Annotated in this window: 11 protein-coding genes; all 11 read right to left on the reverse strand. The window is 59.0% G+C overall.

The features are described 5' to 3' along the window. Window positions 1-83 precede the first annotated feature (83 nt). A protein-coding gene (locus ACK9YZ_RS31385; protein WP_416067384.1) for an IS630 family transposase occupies window positions 84-1,141 on the reverse strand; the annotation gives its coding sequence in 2 pieces (ribosomal slippage) (window positions 84-658 and window positions 658-1,141; 1,059 coding nt in all). A gap of 43 nt (window positions 1,142-1,184) precedes the next feature. Next, entirely contained in the window at window positions 1,185-2,057 is an 873-nt protein-coding gene (locus tag ACK9YZ_RS31390; RefSeq protein ID WP_416067385.1) for a DUF3365 domain-containing protein, read from the reverse strand. After that, on the reverse strand, window positions 2,054-2,944 hold the full coding sequence (locus ACK9YZ_RS31395) for a hypothetical protein (protein ID WP_416067386.1): 891 nt from the start codon (window positions 2,942-2,944) through the stop codon (window positions 2,054-2,056). The genes ACK9YZ_RS31390 and ACK9YZ_RS31395 overlap by 4 nt, the downstream gene beginning before the upstream one ends. A gap of 3 nt (window positions 2,945-2,947) precedes the next feature. Beyond that, the gene (locus tag ACK9YZ_RS31400) at window positions 2,948-4,459 is read right to left on the reverse strand and encodes a serine/threonine-protein kinase (RefSeq protein ID WP_416067387.1); all 1,512 of its coding nucleotides are present in this window, start codon (window positions 4,457-4,459) and stop codon (window positions 2,948-2,950) included. Window positions 4,460-4,472: 13 nt separating this feature from the next. Continuing rightward, window positions 4,473-6,281, reverse strand: a complete 1,809-nt coding sequence (locus ACK9YZ_RS31405; protein WP_416067388.1) for a hypothetical protein — start codon at window positions 6,279-6,281, stop codon at window positions 4,473-4,475. 116 nt (window positions 6,282-6,397) lie between these two features. Continuing rightward, window positions 6,398-7,429 (reverse strand): PP2C family protein-serine/threonine phosphatase, encoded by a 1,032-nt coding sequence (locus ACK9YZ_RS31410; RefSeq protein WP_416067389.1) that lies wholly within the window; start codon window positions 7,427-7,429, stop codon window positions 6,398-6,400. A gap of 2 nt (window positions 7,430-7,431) precedes the next feature. Then, the gene (tssM, locus tag ACK9YZ_RS31415; RefSeq protein ID WP_416067390.1) at window positions 7,432-11,055 is read right to left on the reverse strand and encodes a type VI secretion system membrane subunit TssM; all 3,624 of its coding nucleotides are present in this window, start codon (window positions 11,053-11,055) and stop codon (window positions 7,432-7,434) included. Beyond that, complete coding sequence (icmH, locus tag ACK9YZ_RS31420) at window positions 11,052-12,395, reverse strand: type IVB secretion system protein IcmH/DotU (protein WP_416067391.1); 1,344 nt, start codon at window positions 12,393-12,395, stop codon at window positions 11,052-11,054. The genes tssM and icmH overlap by 4 nt, the downstream gene beginning before the upstream one ends. 30 nt (window positions 12,396-12,425) lie before the next feature. Further along, entirely contained in the window at window positions 12,426-13,814 is a 1,389-nt protein-coding gene (gene tagH / locus ACK9YZ_RS31425; RefSeq protein WP_416067392.1) for a type VI secretion system-associated FHA domain protein TagH, read from the reverse strand. Window positions 13,815-13,823: 9 nt separating this feature from the next. Further along, the gene (gene tssK / locus ACK9YZ_RS31430; RefSeq protein ID WP_416067393.1) at window positions 13,824-15,161 is read right to left on the reverse strand and encodes a type VI secretion system baseplate subunit TssK; all 1,338 of its coding nucleotides are present in this window, start codon (window positions 15,159-15,161) and stop codon (window positions 13,824-13,826) included. A gap of 818 nt (window positions 15,162-15,979) precedes the next feature. After that, window positions 15,980-18,019: a hypothetical protein gene (locus tag ACK9YZ_RS31435; RefSeq protein WP_416067394.1), complete on the reverse strand. Its 2,040-nt coding sequence runs from the start codon at window positions 18,017-18,019 to the stop codon at window positions 15,980-15,982. Between the last annotated feature and the right edge of the window lie 7 nt (window positions 18,020-18,026).

Raw genomic sequence — 18,026 nt, forward strand, 5'->3', positions numbered from 1 at the left:
ATGAGCGATTACCGCAATCGTGCAATTCAAGATGCGTAAACCGGGAATCGCAATTGCGAGTGCCTTATACCAACGAGCGCTAATCAAGACCGGTGCGCCCAATCGCGCATTCCGATCGACATGATTTTCCAAGGCTGCGCGACCAGCTTGTTCCATGCGTCACAGCAATGGGCGACGATGTCCTCGTAGTCTTTGAAGATCCGGTTGGACAGCCAGTTATCGCGCATAAATTGCCACACGTTCTCCACGGGGTTTAATTCGGGCGAGCGCGGCGGCAGGAATAGCAAAGTGATGTTGTCGGGGACGTTGAGTTTGGGCGTGACGTGCCATCCAGCCTGATCAACGATCAGCACGGCATGAGCACCCTCATCGACAGCCTGGCTGATTTCGAGCAAATGCTGGTTCATGGCGTCGGTGTCGCAGTAGGGAAGAACAAGGCCCGCACCCTTGCCCTTCTTGGGGCAGATGGCTCCGAAGATGTACGTCCACATCGTGCGTTGATCGAGTGGTGCCGAAGGCCTTATCCCCTTGCGTGCCCATCGCCGGGTGATCTTGTTCTTCTGCCCTATCCGAGCTTCGTCGGCCCACCAGAGCTCGATCTCGACGTTCTTGGGGAGCCTGCTTTTGATGGCTGCCAACGTGGCGGGGAAGTTTTTTTAAAACTTTCCAGGTCGCCTTCGTTCTGGGCATAATGGCGCGGGCGAGCAGACAGCTTTGCAAAGCCGAGCGCCTTCAATTCGCGGCCAATAGTCGTTTCATCGATGGATATCCGGTACTGCTGGAAAAGCCATTGAACAAGATCCTTGTGCCGCCAGCGAACAACGCCATGCACCGCTGGTATCGGGCCACTTTCGACGATCTTTGCCAGAGCCTGACGATGCACGTCGGAAAGCTTTCCTTGATTGCCAGGCGCTTTGCCATTGATGAGCCCTGACGGACCACGTGCATTGAAGCGAACAACCCAATCGCGAACAATCTGCAGGGTCACGCCACCGATCCTGGCCGCATCGCTGCGTGAATGGCCGTCATAGATTTCGGCAAGGGCAAGAAGACGCCGAGCCTGTGCCGCGTCCTTCGTACTTTTGGCCAAAACCCGCAGGGCAAAGCCGTCGAAGTCATCGCGCAGTGTGACGAGATGCAATCGTCGTAGATTGCGCCCCCAAACATTGCCTCTGCGCTTGCTGTCAATCTCCGAGCATTCCCATCGCGGTGACAAGGCTGCGCCGCATGCGGTTGAAGGACAGGGCCAGCGAGCCGATTTCGCCACTGGGAGATGCTGGAAATTCCGGAACCGCCATGTTCCCCAGGCTCACCTCGTCAGCCAGCTGCGAAAGCCGCCGGACAGGTCGGATGATCGAAAAGTGCAAGAGCACGTTGAGGACAAGGAGCATGACGGCAAAAACACCCGACAGTCCCATCATGATTTCGACGAGACTTTTGCGAGCGCGGGCGCGTGGGACCTCCTGCGAGACCGAGACGATCTTCGCCCCGATCGTATCGCCGACCTTCCAGCCGAAACCGTTGGCAGGACCGTATATGTCGATCAGGGTGGCAGGTGCTGTCTGCGGCGTCGAGTGACACACAAGGCATGTCTCGCTTTCCACCCTGATCGGCTGTGCATAGGACAGGAGATCGCGGCCGGCCTCACTGCGCTCCACGACCATTTCCTTCAGCTTCGCGTCTGACGCCAACTGTTCGATGATCTTGGCCTCCCAATCAGCCGGGCGGTCGGCCGGATTGGTTGGATTGGTCGTCGGCATTCGAAATAGATATCCCGGAGATCGCTCCGTCAATTTGTCCATGGTCTGCTGGACCGCGAAGAAGGGCACGCTCTGCGGCAGGAACTGCGCATGCATCTGGGTTTCGAGAAGCGGTTGAACCTGTAAGCTCGTATAGTGCCGAACGGCGTCGGCGGCCTCCATGATAGCTACGGCTTCCGCCAGGACGGCACCTTTGGCCTCCTGTGCGCTGATGCGTGCGGTCATGAACCACGCCATCGCCAAACCAATCGCCATTGCTGTGGTCATGACCATGTTGAATGTCATTCTGAGGCTCATTTCTTGCTCCGCCGCTCGTTGCCGAACAGTCCAAAAAATAGAGGAACATCCGACTGTCTTTTCTTCGTACCCGGGCCTTTTGCTCGTTTCTTGCGCCCGCTTTGCGGCTTTGCCTTCGTCGCCGCTTGCGGTTCAGCGATCTCGGTCGGTCGCGTCTCCGGCACGGGCGTGGCTGCGTTCGCCGGGGGCATCACGGGGCCAAAGAGCTGCGGCGCGGGCTTCGCCTCGGTCAAGGCAAAAACGCTGGTCATCTCGTCGCTTCTTTCCTTCATGTCCGCCAGAAATGTCGGGAAGGACGTGCGCTCGGAGGCAGGTCGGGCAAGATGAGCGAGGACGTTCTTGCCGATATCGCCAGAAAAGTCCCCGCTCAACGACAATGCCACCTGCGTGCGGCCTGGCGAAGTCCAGCCATCGAGAGCGCGTGCTTCCGCGACATTGGTGGTGAGCAGATCGGCGAGCAACACACCATTCCTGCCGTCCAGTGCGTTCATCACTGACTTGATGACAAGACCCTGCGTCTGCGGTCGTTCAAATCCGTGGATGCCAATATGGGCCGGGACCAGGAAGAGCCGCCCGTCTCTCGTCGCGACCTGACTGCAAATGTAGGCGATAGCAACCTTTTGGGCGCCTTCTAGCTGCTGCGCAAATTGCAGGATTGAGCTCTGGATCATGGCGATGGAACCGTCGACAACCGCCTCGACCTTAAAAGCATCGGCCTCAAGAGCGTCCGCCACGTCCTGCCCGAGCCGACTGCAACCACGTGCCGTGCCCTGCCCGTAAGATCCATTGGCAATCACCAGCGCCACTTTGTCAGTAACTGCCAGCGCCGGCGCAGGCGCGAGCAGTACTGACCCGCTCAACAATAAGAGGGCTATGCGAAAGGACATCGATCACCTATCGATATTGTTTTGGGAGCGCGCCTCAGTGGCGGCCTCTGTCGTCAATCCGTGCTCGATCATCAGCTTGCGAAGATGTGCCTGAAAAAGCGATCGTTCGTCTGTCGCGCGGATATGCATTGCAAGGCGGTCTGACAATTCCTGCGAGCCGCTTACGACGAAGAGGCTTTGGCGCATGACAATCCCGGATATCGGACCAATGAAGGAGGCCAGCAGATCTTGGACCAGCTTAGCGAATTGAGGAGACAGGGCGAGTGGTCGGGCATCGGGATCGCGTGTGCCACAGGTCGCCGGAGAGGAAGCGCAAGGTTGGTCCCAGCGTTCCTCGGCTGCTGCCAGGGCCCTGAACGCAGGTTCCTCCTGTCTGCCGCCGAAATGCAAGCCGAGAGCCGCGATGACGTCCTGTTCGGCCAGACAGGTCCTATCGATTTGCGTAATCACATGGTCCGCGATCGGTCCGATCGCCGACAGAAGAAGCGGTCGCACCCGGCCGAGAAATGCGCGCTTGATGGCTTGCCTTGACGCGGCGGATGTTCTCGCGCCACGCTCGGCCGTTTTTGCCTTCAGTGCCTCTGCTGCATGGCCCGACAGGTTCAACTCCGGCGACAGGGCCGCCCTTAGCGCGTGTGAGAATTCCGGGGCGGATTGAAATCGAGCCGAAGCGTCCTTTTGGAGGGCGAGAGCGACGACGCAGGCCAGCATCGGCGAAATAACATCCACTGCCGCAACGTCGACGGGATCGTCGGCGGCGACGCGCGTCAAAACCGCAGCAAGCCCGTCGTCGCCGTAGGGAGAGCGCCCCGTCAGCATGCGAAAGAGAATGACGCCGACGGAAAACAGATCGGCGCGATGATCCACGCGCTCGCCCCTCGCCTGTTCGGGAGCCATATATTGAGGGGTTCCAAGGAGCGCACCCGCGACAGTCATCGAACTCGTGTCGATGAGCGCGACGCCGAAATCCGTGATCTTGAGATGATCCTCACCGGTCAGGATGACATTGCTAGGCTTGATGTCGCGATGAACCACCCCCTGCGCATGGGCATGACCCAAGGCATCGAGGAGTTTTTCCACCAACCGGACGGATTGGTCGACGGGAAGGTTACCGTTTGCCAACATCTGCTGGAGGGGCCTGCCCTCCACATATTCCATCACGATAAAGGGATTACCGCGCCATTCGCCGTAGTCGAAGATGGTGACGATGCCAGGATGTATGCAACGTCCTGCGGCGCGCACTTCCTGATCGAAGCGCGTACGGTACTCCTCTTGCTGATTAGTATCCAGCAGATCGGTTCTGATGACCTTGACGGCGACCTGCCTGCCGATGACAGGATCGAGGCCGCGATAAAGGGCGCCCATTGCTCCGCTGCCGATCATGCCGTTCAATTCGTATCGGCCGATTTTCGACGAGAAATTTTCCATCTTACGCGTAGCGGGTTCGTTGCCAGTTCGATCATTTGCCCAACCGACGTGGCACCAGAGGCCGGGCGCCACGAGAATGAGATCCACGCAAATGCTGCCATCATGCCGCGTTCTGCGCCTGCTGTTTGAGCTGTTGCCTGATCAGATTAAGGTTGCTGAGCAGCGTCGGACCGACACTCTGTCCCGTCGCGAACGGGTTGTTGTCGATTGCCTCGACAATCGCGTGGCCCGTCAGGAATCCGATATAGCGCTCGACAGTGTCCTGCAGAACCGCAGTCGCCCCGTCTTTTTCGGATGCGCTCGCCACTGCGCTCAACTCGCGCGATATTTCTTCTTCTTCCACAAACTTGAAGATCGCGTCGACGCGGTCCCAACTCCCGCCCAGGTTCTCCACGGTCCACAATTTGCCATCTGGACTGTTAGCTCTTAGGCGGTTCGCCACCTCCAGCTTCAAGTCCTCCACCATGGCGTAGGCTTTGGCATGCGCAGCCTGCCACCCGGCTAACAACTGGGCGATGTGGGATTGGTCGAGGCCCGGTGCAGCCGCAGCAGCTTGTTCTGGACCAACAATCGGCACGTCAAAGTATCGCAGCAGGATGTCGGGGTCCTGGAACGCCTTGTCGAGCGTTGCAAAGAGGCGGGCGATCGCATCGGCGGCGCTGTTACCCCTGGCCAAGGCGCCTTTGACCATCTGGTGGAGCTTGTCTTTCGTTGCGGCGGAGACGTTATAGTCAGGCAGGTTTGCTTGTCTACGCGCTTCGTTCAGGGCGTGAAGTGCTGCGACGCCCTTGTCGAAGACCACGCCGACCACTTCGTCCTCACTCGGCTCGTCCGTAGTAATGTCCTCGAGAGTTACGCCGGCAATGATGTCGTCGCTGCCGCCCTCGTCCGATTTCGCCTCTTCATCCGTCTCGGATCGTGCTTCCTTGCCCGCATCCTGTTTGCCAGCGGCAGGGTCTTTCTGCTTCGGCGCAACCATCGAGGCGTCGCGCATGGACTGCGTGCTGCTGTTGATTGCCAATTGCAGCCGCGCCAGCCAGTTGTCTGCCGCCGCCTGTCTTTTCTCCGGAGGCAGGGCGAGGAGGATACGCTCCAGCCAGGAGAAGAGTTTGGCCACGATATCGGCATGTTTTCCGCTCATTGGCAGACCGATGGATTGCGCGACGTTCAACAGGGTCGACACGATGCCTCCCAGCTTTTGCGTGATATTCGCATCCATTGCTGGATCGAGGCCACCAATCTCCGTCTCATCCTCCGAGTCCGACTCGTAGTTCGAACCCGCGTCTTCGACCGCAGTTTCACCGTCGGATTCTTCTTCGCTCCCTGGTTGGGTTTGCGCGCTCGCCGGCCGTTCACTAAGCGTCGTTTCCTGGTCGTATTCCTCTTCGACTTCGAGGCCCTCGCCGTATTCGGCCGCAATCGCTTCAAGTGCTCGGTCAAGCTCCTCATCATTCACGGAGATGTCCGGTTCATCAGCGAAAGTGTCGAGAAACTCGCTTTCGTCTATCGTCACATCGTCTGTTTCGACGATCCGGGTAAAGCCCCAGGACTTGATCGCTAGCCTCTCGAAGAAGCTTTTGACGCGTTTCGCTATCCTGGCGGGCGGGCCTTTCGGGTTTTGTCCGTTGAAGCCGGCGATCAGGAGAACGTTGCCTTCAAGTCTGCACGCGCCAACACCCTTTAATTCGAGCTTGTCTCCATCCGCAAAATTGAGCCTGCCCGCTTTGCCTTTTACTCCAGCGCCGTTCCTTTTACTGACGACGAATATCCCGGTCTGTTCCGGCTTTCCTGTCTTCGGGTTCTTGTTTACGAGGTCTCCCCAGGCATAGGAAACAAACTTCCCGTCTGATTTCGTTGCCAGGATCAGCGCGATATACTTGCGCGCCTCAGTCTTTGTTATTCTTGGCATTGCTTGCTCCTTATGCTTGACGTAACCATTTTTGCGCAGAGCGGCTTTTTGAGCCTTGGTCGGTCGATGACACGAGCCTCGCCTCGAGCGACCGGACTATCTGTCGGATTTGACTTTCAATGCTGTCCATCGCCGGGTACCCTCGTCGTGAGCGCTGCTCTGAGCCATCGGTACGCCGTTTCGGCGAGTGCCTTCTCGGCTTGGGCGAAGGAAAGCGCTGGTCGTTGTGTTGCGATGGCAGCGAGGGCGACGAGGACAAGCAGGCACAGCGCAATGACCCTTCTTCGGACGCTTTTCGGCTTCAGAAAGGGCCGTTTCTTCCCGATCTTGCGTGTCCAGCGCCACCTTCCTGCGCCACGCGCGGCGTTTGGAAAGGAAACGACGATCACACTGACATTGTCCGGACCACCGGCCGCCAGAGCGGCGTCGACCAGATCTTGCGCTGCGAGGGCTGTCGTGCCGGTCGAAAGAAGCAAGCTTATCTGTCGTGCGTTGACTGGCTTGCTCAGGCCATCGGTACACAAAAGAAAGATGTCGCCGGGTTCGATTGCGCCATCGACGCGTCCGACGTCGAGCGCCTCCTCGCTGCCAATGGCCCTGCTCAAGGCATTTTGAAGTTTGGGGTTGGAAAGTTTGGCACCTAGGCCGATTTCCTGCAGAGGGGTGTGATCCTCGGTGATCTGCAAGAGATCGCGCCCCCTGAGGCGGTAGAGGCGACTGTCCCCGACCCAAAGGCAAGTGAACCTCTGCTGCGACCGGTTTGTGACGAGCGCGACGACTGTGCTTGCTATTGTTCCGGTTCCGTCTACGACCGCCTGAAGGCGTAACTCGCGGTTTGCCGTCACAAGAAGTTTCGCAATGTCGTCGCCATAGTCCTCGCTCGGCTCGAAGCGTTCAAGAACCTCGATGACGGTGCGGCTTGCTTTCTCCCCGCCTCCGAAGCCGCCGACACCATCGGCAACGGCCCATAGGTCTATATCCGGACGGTCGAGGATGGCATCTTGGTTGTTTCTGCGACGCAAGCCGCAGTGGGTCGCCGCCGATGAGGCCGCCCGCACCGTCGCCGGTTTGGTGATGTGAGTCGCATTGCAGCGAGCCTTGCCGATGCAGCCGGCGTCCTCGGAACGATCCCTGGACTTATAAAACATTCTCAAAACGTCTCCGGGCAGCGAAACTCGGATAGCAGGGCGCCGTTGAGAGGTGTGTCGGTACGATCTGCCACCATGGTGAATACGACCTCGTATCCGTGGCTCTTAAAGGTCGCGACAAGCTCCCCTGAACGGGCTTGTCTGCTGATCGTCGACATGCCTATCAATCGAAACAGAGCCCAGGTGCCGGTTGCCCTGAACTGGACGGGCTGTGACCCGTCGGCGGGAAAAACCGTCAGGGTTGCAAGGTTTTTCGGCTCTTCGGCTGGCCACGTGACCCTCATTCGCGCCGTATCTCGTGGTGCTGCCAGCAGGCGCTGACCGTCAATGTCGAGAGCGATGTTGGAAATGGTCGCGCTCATCGCCTCGACCGACAGCTGAAAATCGAGCGCCGGCTGCGTGTCGCTCTTCTGGAACATCGCCTCGCGGATGACGGCCGCTTTCTCGAACTGCTTCAGCGCGGCCTGCTCGATACCCACGGCGGCGCTTTCCTTTGTGCGCGTCGCATTCATGAAAGGCACGATGTTCTTGCTGAAAAACTCGTCGGTGACGCCTTGACGCGCAAAGAGCCGGGCGAAATCGGCAAGAGGAATGTCCTGGGTGGCGTTCTTGACGAACGGGTAGCGTTGGGTCGTGGCGGTCGTGCAGAATTTCCCCGGCCCCGCGTGCCACAGATCCGCTAGCTTGCTCTTCGCATCGCCAATCGAAAGGCTCGAACTTTCCTTCAGGACCTTCGAAAACCATTGCCGGATCGGCTCGGGAAGATTGGCCGTGGCGGCAGGCACGCGTTGCAGCGCAAGCGCGTTGGGCAGTGACCTGTCAAATGGCGATGATGCGGTCTGTGGGATTGCGGTCAGGGCGCGGTACAGTCCGCCGAGCTCTGCAATGGCGCCATCGATCGGCGCTTCCGCATTGGGACCGCTATTGTCGGGAATGCGAACCAACTGCTGAAGATAACGGAAGTGCTGCGCCGTGTGTCTCGCCGCAATGTCCTGCGGGCTATTGGTTGGCTCCGTCACCGGAAACAGGGTTTCGATGTTCGCCGGGCCCACCACTCGGTTGGAGTCCGGCGGAATTTCCCGCTCGGGCGGCTGCGGAGGGGCCAGCGATGTCTGTTGCGCGACGGCGGCGACAAGAAGCCGAATGGGCGATGTCGGCGCAGCAAGAATGTTCAGCGTCCTGAGCGAATCGTCGAGGGTCAGTATCGGCTTGACGGAAATGTCGTTGATCAACTGATCCCACTTGAAAGAAAATTCCTGCAGGTAGATCCCCATCGCGTCTGACTTGACCTGTTCGATCATGGCGGGCACCGCGACGGGCTGTCTCTGCTTGGCATCCGTCAGGATCCAGTTGCGCTTGATTGCGAGATCGGTTTCGCGGTCCAGAAGCGGGAGATAGACCTTGAAGAAACCGTCGCGGGTAAAAAGCCCAGGTATGGAAGACGACAAAGGCTCGCCGGATCTCATCTGCATGATTTCTCCCGCCGAAGGCCCCGCATGCATGGCGATATCAAACGAGGGTAGAGCCCGGGCCTCGCGGCTGTTCAGGACCCCGTTGAACACTCTCTGGGCGACGGATGTTTTACGAAGCGCGGTCCTGGTCCGTTCGATCAGGGAAGGATCCAGTCCGATCCGGTCGAGCTTGCCTTCCATCATCGTATCGAGATGGGCTGCAAGAGCTGTCCGTAACGCCTCGTCCGCGGGCCGGTTATATTGCGACGACCAGTCGAGGACCATCCATTCCCTGATTGCCTCGGGCGCAAACGTCCCATCTCCACCGAGCATCAGGTAGACGTGCAGGCCGGGATAAAGAAAGGCGGGTTCATTTGTTCGCCCAGCAAGCTGACCTTCGAGGCGATACAGGAGCCGCGGCAGCAAAATGGTGTTGAGAGCCCGGCGATAAGCCTGATCCGTCTCGCCTTCAAGCGTGAGCATCCGGCCGAGGAAGACGGGTTCGACAAGAGTCCATAAACGCGGTGTGTTGTCGATCTCGGTCCTGAGGTCCCTCAAACCATCAAGCAGTGGGGCGACCGCTCGCAGATCCCCTGACGCCACACTATTGAGTCTCAGGGCACTCGCCTTTGCCTCGAAATCAGCAATGACGGTGCTCGCCCTGGCGGCCAGTGCCTCCTGGCGCAAATAGTCGCGATAGGTGAGCGCGCCAAGCGCGAGCGCCGCTGCGGTGATGAGTGAGATGGCCGCGACATGCCGACGGCGCACGCGGCGCTCAAGATGTCCGTCCTTTTCGACCAACCAGGATTCCAGGAAGATGACCTTCCGAAGGAGGCCGTTAACGAAATATCCCGAGTTGAGGCGTTGCACCGGCGCGCGCGCGCCCGGCTTGAGCTGGAACGTTCGTGCCACCGCATCGCCGACAGCATCGAGCGGATCGCCATTGCGCGTTCCACTCACAAAATATGTGCCGCGCAGGATGACCGGTTCGTCGAACGTATTCGGGGCGAATGCGTCGTAGAGAAAGTCGCTCAGTGCCTCTTTGAGGCTCAGTAGCTGCTGGGGCAAGCTGAAGGCGCGGGCGCGACGCTGGATATCGGTTTCAAATTGCAGGCGTGTCAGAAGGCGCTCCTCCAACCGCTGGACGAGGAGATCGTACTCCATGGTGAACATGTCGACCTCGCCCGCGCCTTCACCCGGGTCTCCCAATTGGTTTGACACGGTCGGCCGGAAGGTAATGCCGAAAACTGCGTCGCGGCCCTCCTTGTCGAGGTCATCGAAATATTCGGAAAAACCTGCGAGAAGATCGGATTTGGTGAACAGGACATAGATAGGCACTCTCAGTCCCAGCCGCTGATAGAGCTCGCTTACGCGTTTGCGCACCGTCGCGGCGCTGCGAAGACGTGCCTCAACTGACGAGGAGACCAAGTCGTCAATGGCGATCGCCACGATCAGGCCGTTCAGTGGTAGTCGGCCTCGGTAGCGCTTGAGAAGGCGCAGCAGCGTGAACCATTTGCCATGGCCGCCTTGGGGATCGTCTTCTGCCGTGATATGTCCAGCACTGTCCAGCAGCACCGCCTCGTCGGTGAAATACCAGTTCAGATCTTGCTTGGAAGCGCTGCCACCGATGCCACGTGCGCGCTTGCCAGCAAGGGGAAACGACAGCCCGGAATTGTCGATCACCGTCGTCTTGCCGGATCCGGATGCGCCGATGACCAAATACCACGGTAGTTGGTAGAGCCACTTTTGGCTGAAGCGACCAGTCATACGTCGCTTTTTTAAAACACTGGTGGCGTCTTTGAAGGAGGACGCCAGTGACTGCATCCCCTGGCGCCGCGAGCGCGCCATGCTGTCTTCGCTCTCAGAGTTGTTGCGATCTGCGCGCCGCGGTTCGCGCCAGCTGCCGCCGATCGTATCGGTGATCCTGTAGAGGAATTCAAAGAACAACGAGCTAAAACGGTCGCGGAACATGAGAAGGATGAAGGCTGCGCTCGGCAGTCCGAGCGCGGTTGCGACGATCGTCCAGGAGCTGGCGACCGTTTCACCATTGGCCCTGATCGTGTCGAAGGGCACAGGAAGGAGCATGGTGGCCGCCGCAGCCGCTGCCAACAGACCAAGCACCACGAGGATGACGACACGCGGCGAGCCTGTAAGGGTTTGAATGATGCGGCTCACTTCGCCGTCTCCTTGGTTACGATGAGTTCAATGCGTCGGTTCATCTGCCGCCCCTCGACAGAATCGTTCCTGGCGATCGGTTCCTTGTCGCCCCGCCCCTCTTTTTTCAGGCGTGCAGGTTCTTTCATCCGGGACGCCATGATGGCGGCCACGGTGTTTGCCCTTGCCATGGATAGTTCGACGTTCGAAGGAAACTTCTGGCTGCGGATTGGCGTATTATCGGTATGGCCGGCCACGACGACGTCGCCCGGTTGGTCGTTCAGCGCCTCGCCGATCCTGACGAGGAGCGGATTGAAATCTGCGATGACGGTCTCGCTCGCCGATTCGAACATGCCCTTGCCACGGATGAGCACCGTTATTGTTTGGGCATCTTCCTTGACCGCGACGAGGCCCTGCTCAATCTCTCGCTCAAGAAAGCGCCTGAGACGATCAGCCTGCAGGACGACCACGCGCTCGGGGGGCGCAGGCGCGGCGCGAGAGATCGTCACGCCAGACGATGGCGGCAGGCTCAACAGGCTGCCCACGACCATAACCTTGCGATTTGCCAATGAGATCGACAGGGCGGCGTAGAGCCCGGCAAGGGCCAGCAATAACACGACGGTGACGAGCAGCGGCGACAAGAACGGCGAGCGAGCTTTCATGCTGGCAATGCCCTGCCAGTGCGGCGAGATATCGTTCTCAACCTTTCCGCGAACAGTGCGCAGCAACCGATACAGTTCATCTCTGACACTGGCAAGCTCGGAGGTGCCGCGTTCGGCGACGCGGTAGCGGCCCTCGAATCCGAGACAGATGCAGTAATACATCAACTCGAGAACATCGACGTTGATGTGAGGCTCTTTCTTCAGCTGCGCCAGGATATCGAAGAACCGGTCGCCGCCCCAAGTTTCGCTGAATACTGTGGCCACAAGGCTGCGCTTGGTCCAGATGCTGCGGCTTCCCCACGTCGTGTTGAGAACCAGGTCGTCCATGGTCGCGCACAGCACGTATTTGCTGACCCTTGAAATATTCGCGGTCAGTTGCAGCGGTGCAACCCGAATTTCGAACCGGCTGATTTCGCGCAGGACGTGCAGACGTAATTGCTCGACATCGTCATGCGTGGATGCTGCCGTCAGGCTCGCGCACAGGTCAAGGAGCGGCGAGGCGGCGGCAACCAGCGGGCATGCCCGGCCGGAGGTCATCATGCGCCACATGCTATCCAGCGACATGGAGCGGTCGGCGTTCAGCGTTCTTTTCCTGCCGCCGGTCACGGCAGCATCCTTCAGCGCATAGCTCGCCCCCAAGGGTAGCACTATTGTCTCGTCGGCGGGGCTCTGCAACGCGACAGCTTTTTCTTCTGACATCGCTCGTCATTCCATGGTTTGCGCCGGCGCTCAGGCATCAGTGCCGCGCGGCTGACTTTTTGGTCCCGAAGGTTCTCCGGATGCATGAGGCGGGGGCTCTTTGCGCCCGGTGGCGCGCGCCTCGATGTCGCTTATCACTTCTCGGTAGCTTGCCTGGTAGCGGCGCCAACACCTCGCATGCTGGAGCACGGACAGGTGTCGATGGATGAGGTCATCTGCATGCTCGTTTTTCTCGATCGTGGCAGGCGCAAGACGTTCCAACATGCGGCGCATCGAATGGCGCGCTTCGACCTCGGATGAAATTCGCTTTCGCCTCATCTCGCCGAAGGCCCGTTCGATCACGTCATCGGCGCCCGGCAAGCCCGCCAGGCTCGTTGCAAGGAGGGACAGAAGGACATCGCCGGGATCCGCCTCCAGCGCTAAAGGGTTGGCCTGGGGCCGGTCCAGGATCTGCGACAGGCTGGCTGGTTCTTCGTGCGCAAAGACCCTCTGGAGGTTCAACACCGTCACTCGCAGCGCCTGGCCGGCGCGCCTGAGGATTGCTGCAAAGTCCCGCGGGTCGATCTCATGGTCGTCCACGCCGCAGCCCTGGAAGAATGCGGCCACCGCCGCCGCCACGTCCGGGTCAGGTGGTTTTGCAACCGGCGGCACCGAGAGGGTCTCGCCATCGCTTCCCTCCGCGCCCTCACCAGTCGCGATCGTCCTCGCTGGGTTGTGATCGAGTGTCACCGAGGTGCGCCCCAGATCGGCCATTAGATCCCAGTCGTCGGGGATAGGCTCCGTGCTCAACCGCGGCTGAACATAGGCCATGCCGACAGCCTCCGCCGGCTCCCGGTTTGCAATCGAGAAAATGCCGGTGTGCCGATCGACCGGCGAAAGCATCAGCGAATCTTCCGAGGTGATGGACATATCTCCGAACGTCGCTGGGGCAATGCCTATCGCCGGCTCGAAGAATGCCGCAGGCATTTGCGCGCCGAACGGTCGCAGGGCGTCGGAGCGCGGCCGCATGACAGCCCCGAGGAGGCTCTGCTCGCTCAAAGGCTCCACGTTAAGCTCTGAAATTTCCAGGCGATCGCCAACCTCAGGCCCTTCGGGTTCAGACATCGCCACGACCGTCAGCGCATAGGCGCCGATCTGCAGGACGTCACCCGCCTCCAGGGCGACGGCGCTTTCCCTGTCGAGAGCCTGACGGCTGGCGTTGACAAAGGTGCCATTGCGGCTGTGATCGACCACAACACATTTTCCATCAACCGCGGTGATCGTGCAGTGATGCTTCGATATGGTACCCGTGGCATCCTGCAGCACGACGGAATTGTCCCCGCCCCGCCCGATCGTCAGTTTACGGGTGAGCTCGGCCCAGCCGTTCGCCGGCAAGTCACAGGAGCCGCCGCCCTGATATTCAATACGCAATCCATACATGATGATGGCCTAGTCGCCGCGGATGGCCCAAAGGGCCATTTCAAGGTTTGGGAAGTCCCCGGAAACGTGCATGGCCAATGAACCCAACTGGCCAACCTCTTTCCAGTAGGGTCCTTGCCGATCGATTTCGAAGTAGACGACGCCGACATGGAAGGGGATCTGGCGGGGGGCGACGGGCAAGGCGTTGATCAGGATGCCGGGGATCGCCACGTTGACAAGGTCCTTGATCTTGGACGCGGGACCGATCTTGATGTGAGAAGGAAAGGCGCGGCGCAGCCGCTCCATATCGATATCCGCACGTACGGCGAGGACAAATGTCGCGCTGGAAAACAAGCTTCGGTCCGCCGCTTCGGCAACTTGGACGCCATATTTGTGCTGCTTCAGCGCAAGCTGGATCGCAGTCTGTTCCAGGACCGTCCGCAGGGAATCGCGTATTGACTGGATGACGGGCCGATATGTCTGCGCCAGGTCTTCATGCCGGTAAACGCCGAAGGCTGGCGGGCGCTTATCCGCCCGTGAATAGGTCGAAAGCTCTCCGGCCAGCGCGAGCATCTCGCGGTAGAGGCGTTCGGGGTGAAGGAGCGCGGCTGACGCGAAATGCTTGAAGACCGGCTCGTAGCGATTGACCAGCATCAAAAGGAGGTAATCCGCAATATCGGCTACCGAGCGCCCGCCCGACTGCGCAACGCGTCCGGCGAGTGCTTCGCCGCGATGATGGAGCATGCCATGTATCTCGGTGATGCAGTTCGAAAGGGCGGAATGGGCGTTGCAATCGAGCATGGGCGGCACATGGTCTTCCCCCAGGACGACCTGCCGATCCGAGCGCGTTTCAACGAGATAAGTAATGGGGATGCAGCTGAAACCCGCAAGGTCGGCCCCCTCCGGAAGAATATGAAACTTGAGGCGCCCGACCTCGATGATCGCCGATTCCCGCTCCCCGACGAGGCTGTTGAGCACATCCTGCTCACTGGTGGCATAGCGCACGGGAAGCTCGCTGGAGGTCGGCTCTGCCGCCTCAGCGACGCCCGGCTGATACAGAGGGATTGCCAGGTAGATCAGTGCGTTGCGAAGGCCAGGCTGCGGCTCGAACGGCAAAGGGTGATCGGCTTCGCCGGGAATCGAGAACGGCGTGCCATCCTCCATGACACCAGACGCCGAGATGATGGCGATGCGCCCGAGCTTGAGCAGGTCGCGATTGATCGTGAGTTCTGTCAGCCCCCAGCCGTAGTTCTGAGTGCCCGCCCACCGGTCGACGATGAGCTTTTCGAGGTATCGGTCACTTTGCTGAAGGTGCTGCGGTTTGAGGAACAGGCCCTCGGACCAGATCACCTTGTTGTAAAGAGACATAGAACACCTTGAACGTCGCTATTCATTTGACAGAAAGTAATTTTGCACGAGCTTGGCGGATTTGGTCATGCAAACTTGGTATCGATGCTATCCACCTGGCGATGTCCGGGGGAGCAAAGCTGTGTCCAAACTCGGCTCGCCTCTGCCGCCTTCATCGATCGCGACGGCAGTTGCGCGATACAGGCCAGTCGCATGAAAGAGGATAGGTTACTGCTCTGCCGCAGCGTTCTTTGGAAAGGCGCGTTCAGGCCAGTGCCATGAACGGCTTCGGTGCCTCGGGACGCCAATGCACCGAAATGGTCATTCAAAAACACTTCCCGGCCGCCAGGATCTTGGTGGATGCGGTCGGGTGTGGGGCCGGCTCGAAACGCATAGGTCAGCAAGCCTGTCGGCTAAATCTTGAGGATCGCGTGTGGCGATCCCTCAAGCTCCGGAGCGCATCGCCTCCGCAAAAGCCTGCGATAACATTCGGCATCGTCTGGCAACGTCGGATGTCGAGGGAGCACCCGGGAACCGTAGGCACTTCCCTCACCCCGAGGAGCTGATTACGAGTCGATGTGGAGTGACCGATGACGGGATTTTTGCCATGATCGAGGCCGATCGATGCGCCAAGCCGATCCATCGCGCGATACGCTGCCGTTTTCTTTGTAAGCGACCTGCTCCCTCTTCCAAGGTGCCGATGATTGCCTGCAACATTGGCCGCCAGTTCGGAGGTCGCATCGACACTTTTATCGGGCTCTTCACCAAGGGCGCAGCTGTCAGCAAAGATTTACACCAGGCCAAGTCCACGGCGGAGGATCATGGCATACCTCGTCATCTCACGCCGTCTTCAGTTTGTCTGGAACTTCCTCGATCGAGGCGATGCCAGCTTGATCCGCCGTTTGTCTTTGCCGAGCGAGCTTTGCCGCCTCACGGTATATATCATCGACATACGCTGCCTCCACATCTGTCGTCGCAGCATTTTTTGCCCGCGAAGATGCGAAATCGGCTATCCAGCGACCTATTTCGCCAGACATCATGAGCGTTGTCACCAGATTAAAAGCGGTTGCCCCAATGAATTGGCCCAATCCGTTCCCATAGTGCCAGCTATCATTGGGTTCGAGACGAGATGGCGCTGGCCGTTTAATCATGGGGTCCATCGCGTTTTTTGACGTGTAGCCATCTTCCTGAGCGACATCGAAAAGGCCGATACGCGAGGGCGAGAGGAAGATCGACAGCAAATTTGCCAGTGCGATAGGCGTCCCGAGGACTGTTCCACCCAAATAGCTTCCGAACAGCCGGTCCAGCTCAGTTGCCGGAGACGCCTCATTAAAAAAAGTCTGCTGTGTGAGAAGCCATTCTACGAAACCGTAGTACGCAACATAATCAGGCACCAAAGCCGGCGTCTTGGAGACGGAGGCGACAGATATTCCACCGAGAAGCAAGTTTAACGCTGTGTAAGTCGCAAATGCCGATTTCTTACTGGACGTATCCTTGGAGGGCGGGGCGACGGCCGCACTCACCGGCAGATCCACCAGCGCCTTCTCGGCAACCTGCCGCATTTGCCCGACCATTCGATCCAATTCGGCGAATATTGCGTTCTCCGAATTAGGACTATGACCGCCTTTGTTTAGGTCAGCACCGAAGTCTTGGAGTATCCTGACGAGGTCATTTGCCAGCTCATAGGCATCTGTGACGGTCTGCGACCCATTTTCCCCGTCGCGTCGGGCAAGTTCGATCTGCAGGTCCTGAGCCTGCTGACCCACGCCAAGCACGCGCTTTGCCATCCCGGTCGTGGAGTTCCGCAAGGACTCGTTGCTCAGGAACAGAATGCCGAATTGGAGCGCCCCCATTGCGATCGTGAACGCCACCTCGGCAGTGTCCTTATGGGACTTTTCGGCTGCCGCCCGAAGGCCTGGATCGTCTGGATTGTCGCTTGCGCGGGCAGCGTCAAACACAGGTTTTGCAAATAAAATCGAGGGCATTGCCCACGTGAGCAATCGCTCATGCGTGAGGTTCCAATATTGAGTGCCGGACGTGCCCCCGTTCATGCCATAGCTATAGAGCTGAACCAGTGTTCGAGCCGTTGGCGCAATAAAACTGGCAAGGAAATACCAGGCCGCCGGTACCGAATAATATATGAAGAGCATCGGGACGGCGACCAGCGCCGCAGACGAAATGATCGCAACGCCCGAAGTCAGGACGCGATCCCGAGCTGGCCGATCGTAGGCGGTCCTGCCAATGGCATCAAGTACATTCTCGATGCTACTGTCGAGCTTATTTATCAGGAACTGCTCATTTTCCTCGGCTCCGCCGGCGTATGCAGCAATTTCCTCTTTAAGGTTAATGAGCGCGTCTCGGGTCACATCGAGAACATTGAACGTGACCTGCTCGCTGCCATCATCTCCAGCAATGGTTGCGTCCATGTCCTTGATGCGTTGGCGGATGGTATCGGCAGACCTTCCCTCCTTATAGAGGGTTGTCCAACTCAGATGAGGCTTGGGCGTGTTGTTGAGAACATCGAGTTCTCTCAGCGTGGCCGTCTTCACCGCAGAAAGAATCTTTCTCGTGAAGTCAGGGCTGCCTTTTGCTTGTTCCAGGAGCTTTGGAAAGGCCGCACCATTTGTTTGACGCAGCCAGACAAGATGCGAGACATCGATATTTTTCGCGTCTTTTTCCGGAGGCGTGTGGCTTTCTTCCGTCGCGGCACCCTCGAGTAAGGGGGCTTGCACCGGCAGGTTTTTGAGGAGAGCTTCGTTTGGCGACCTTGCCTCTTCAATTATCTCCAGGTCATCGCGTGACTGAGGACCGACTACTTCCGTCGATTTCCGTCCTTGGTTCGCTACCGCATTGTCAGTGCTATGGCCTTTTGGGGGCATGAATTGT

Origin of the sequence: Rhizobium sp. ZK1 (assembly GCF_047782645.1) — a bacterium.
In the GTDB taxonomy this organism is placed as follows: Bacteria; Pseudomonadota; Alphaproteobacteria; order Rhizobiales; family Rhizobiaceae; genus Rhizobium.

Coding starts and splice junctions, on each gene's coding strand:
- ACK9YZ_RS31395 (WP_416067386.1), bottom strand. CDS start 2,944: ATGTCCTTTCGCATAGCCCTCTTATTGTTGAGCGGGTCAGTACTGCTC.
- ACK9YZ_RS31390 (WP_416067385.1), bottom strand. CDS start 2,057: ATGAGCCTCAGAATGACATTCAACATGGTCATGACCACAGCAATGGCG.
- ACK9YZ_RS31435 (WP_416067394.1), bottom strand. CDS start 18,019: ATGCCCCCAAAAGGCCATAGCACTGACAATGCGGTAGCGAACCAAGGA.
- ACK9YZ_RS31405 (WP_416067388.1), bottom strand. CDS start 6,281: ATGCCAAGAATAACAAAGACTGAGGCGCGCAAGTATATCGCGCTGATC.
- ACK9YZ_RS31410 (WP_416067389.1), bottom strand. CDS start 7,429: ATGTTTTATAAGTCCAGGGATCGTTCCGAGGACGCCGGCTGCATCGGC.
- icmH (WP_416067391.1), bottom strand. CDS start 12,395: ATGTCAGAAGAAAAAGCTGTCGCGTTGCAGAGCCCCGCCGACGAGACA.
- tagH (WP_416067392.1), bottom strand. CDS start 13,814: ATGTATGGATTGCGTATTGAATATCAGGGCGGCGGCTCCTGTGACTTG.
- tssK (WP_416067393.1), bottom strand. CDS start 15,161: ATGTCTCTTTACAACAAGGTGATCTGGTCCGAGGGCCTGTTCCTCAAA.